Origin of the sequence: Dyadobacter sp. (assembly GCF_051859145.1) — a bacterium.
Classification (GTDB): Bacteria; Bacteroidota; Bacteroidia; order Cytophagales; family Spirosomataceae; genus Dyadobacter.
In genome coordinates, this window is record NZ_JBHYGF010000164.1 from 1 (window position 1) to 2789 (window position 2789).

The following is a 2789-nucleotide window of genomic DNA, read 5'->3' on the forward strand; positions in this document are numbered from 1 at the left end:
ATAGGACATGAGCTGGGTTTTTATCAAAAAAGACAACCCATTCACATTCTTACTATCGCATAGTTTTGATTCGGCTAGCTTGCCGAGTAGCGTTTTCCGTAGCGGTTCAGCCAGTCCATCAGGTGGTTTACATCCTGCATTTTGAAAAGCTCGCTCCCTGCATTCATAGTTGCAGCAGTACCACATGCTACGCCCATTCGAACAGCTTCACGGAAAGATTTACCCTGCGAGAGTGTCCAGACAATACCGGCCAGCATACTATCTCCTGCACCGACTGTACTTTTGGGCTGGACGGGTGGCGCCGGAATGTGTTCCACCTGGTCTTCGGTCACCAGCATCGCGCCCATTGCACCCATTGATACTACGACTACCTCGCATTGACCGCGAATGATCAACGCGCGGGCCGCATCGTCTACCTCGTCCATTTCAAGCTTGTCCACACCCACGAGCTCACTTAGCTCTGTAATATTGGGTTTAAGAAGGTACACACCCGATTCTGCTGCAAAGCGCAATGCATCTCCGGAGGTATCGGCAATGAATTTGGCACCTTGCTTATTAGCGATCCTGGATATCTGACCGTAAAAGTCCTCGGGAACACCCGGAGGCAAACTGCCGCTGGCAATGATATAGGAAGGTTTTGGGTCAAACTCCTCCATCATTTCAAGAATTGATCTTACTTCGGTCGGCATCATTTCGCTGCCCGGCATTCCGAACCGGTACTGAAAGCCTGTGCTGGTTTCAAGTACGTGGAAGTTTTCGCGGGTCCATTGTTTGGTCTCAATCACCATGGTCCCCACACCTTCATTCTTAACAAGCTTGTGCAGTCTCTGTCCGGTTGGTCCGCCAATTGTAAAAATAGCGATCGGATTTCCACCTAACCTGTGAATAGCCTTCGCCACATTGATCCCGCCGCCTCCGGCCTCAAATGTGGGCGTTCCGCAACGGAGCTTATTGTCCGGTACAATTCGGGAAACCTCCGAACTTTTGTCGAGCGCAGGATTGATTGTCAGGGTCACAATTGGTCCGGTAGCCATAAAAATGCTGTATGTTAGTTTAAACCTCGAAGGCGGAACAACTTATCACTTAATTTACGCGAATAAAAGAAAAAAAGTGATTGCCGATGCAGCCATCTTGATTTGTTCACATAACCCCGGCATTTTATTCAGTATTGCCCGTCGCTCACTTCCCAGCCGCCATCAACAGATAAGTTCTGGCCGGTCGTGAATTTCGAATAATCAGACATGAAATAGACCGCGGCCCCATCCAGGTCGCCCGGTATGCCATATCGGCCTCCGTCCAGTGACTGTTTGCTGGTTACAAACTGTTCAGATTCTTTGCCTTCAACTCCCTCTATGATCCCTGGTGAGAGTACATTCACCCTGATGTTTTTGGATGCGTAAGAAGAAGCGATTGATTTGGAAAAACCCAGTACCGCCGACTTTGCAGTAGCATAAGCGTGATTTGAAAATTGGGAAGAAGGGTAAAAGCCGAGTACCGAGCTCATGTTCAGTATGCTGCCGCCCTTGTTCATTCCCATAAAGGTACGGATAGCAGCCTGGTTTGACAGCATCAGTGAAGTCAGGTTCCAGTCAAGCGTTTTGTGCCAGCCTTCAAGTGAAAGCTCGTGCAAAGGTCCGTCACCGAATTTCTCTCCGCCGCCGCCTGCGACGTGGTATAGTCCATCGAAACTACCGAATTCACGAATGCAAAGTTGTATCGCTTCCATGGCGGTTTGCGGGTGAGTCGCATCAGCCTGCTTGGCGCGGGCGGTACTGCCAAGTTGTAGCTCAGCCACCAGGCAGTTTTCGGGATTGCGGCCTACTACAATCACGTTTGCGCCATTTCTGACAAATGCTTTCGCTGCTGAAAAGCCCAGCCCGGTTGTTCCTCCTATAACCACAATCGATTTGTTACCCAGCCAATTTTCCATTTCTACAAGTCATTTTTGTTGCAAAATAGGACTATTGGGGTAAAAAATAAAACGCCTGACATCTCGAAGATGTCAGGCGCTACTTACTATTAAGTCAATTGTCTAGGCCACAGAGCGTAGCACCGACATCGCTGATTTCTCAAATTTATCTTTTGCGTAGTCCAGAGAAAGCGTGAAATCTTTTACATCTGTCTGCGAAGGCAGGTCAAACATCGCGTCGGTCATAATCGATTCGCAGATCGAGCGAAGTCCGCGTGCGCCCAGCTTGTAAGTCATCGCCTGGTCAACAATGTAATCAAGCACTGCGTCTTCAAAATGCAGATTGATTCCCTCCATGGCGAACAGTTTGCTGTACTGCTTCACCAATGCATTCTTTGGTTCTGTCAGAATGCGGCGCAGCGTTTCGCGGTCAAGCGGATTTAAGTGCGTGAGCACAGGCAGGCGACCAATCAGCTCAGGGATCAAACCGAAAGATTTAAGGTCCATTGCTGTTACATAGCGCATTAAATTGCCTTTGTCAAAAATCTCAATGATCCTGTTGTCACCTGAAAAACCAATCGGACGTGTGTTAATGCGTTTTCCGATATGTCTCTCAATTCCGTCAAATGCGCCTCCGCAGATGAAAAGAATGTTTTCGGTATTCAGGGTAATCATTTTCTGGTCGGGGTGCTTGCGACCGCCTTGCGGGGGCACATTCACAATCGAGCCTTCCAGTAATTTCAAAAGCGCCTGTTGAACACCTTCGCCACTTACATCGCGGGTAATCGAAGGGTTGTCAGACTTACGTGCAATTTTGTCGATCTCATCAATGTAAACGATCCCGCGCTCGGCAGCTTCTACATTATAATCAGCAGCTTGC

Annotated in this window: 3 protein-coding genes; all 3 read right to left on the reverse strand. The window is 48.7% G+C overall.

All coding sequences use genetic code 11. The features are described 5' to 3' along the window. Positions 1-74: 74 nt before the first annotated feature. Positions 75-1034 (reverse strand): 1-phosphofructokinase family hexose kinase, encoded by a 960-nt coding sequence (locus ACTIE6_RS11000; protein WP_439556678.1) that lies wholly within the window; start codon positions 1032-1034, stop codon positions 75-77. A 128-nt stretch (positions 1035-1162) separates the two neighbouring features. Then, positions 1163-1930, reverse strand: a complete 768-nt coding sequence (locus tag ACTIE6_RS11005) for an SDR family NAD(P)-dependent oxidoreductase (RefSeq protein ID WP_439556679.1) — start codon at positions 1928-1930, stop codon at positions 1163-1165. 102 nt (positions 1931-2032) lie between these two features. Further along, positions 2033-2789, reverse strand: a 757-nt coding sequence (locus tag ACTIE6_RS11010) for an AAA family ATPase (protein ID WP_439556680.1), incomplete at its 5' end; no start/stop codon positions are given.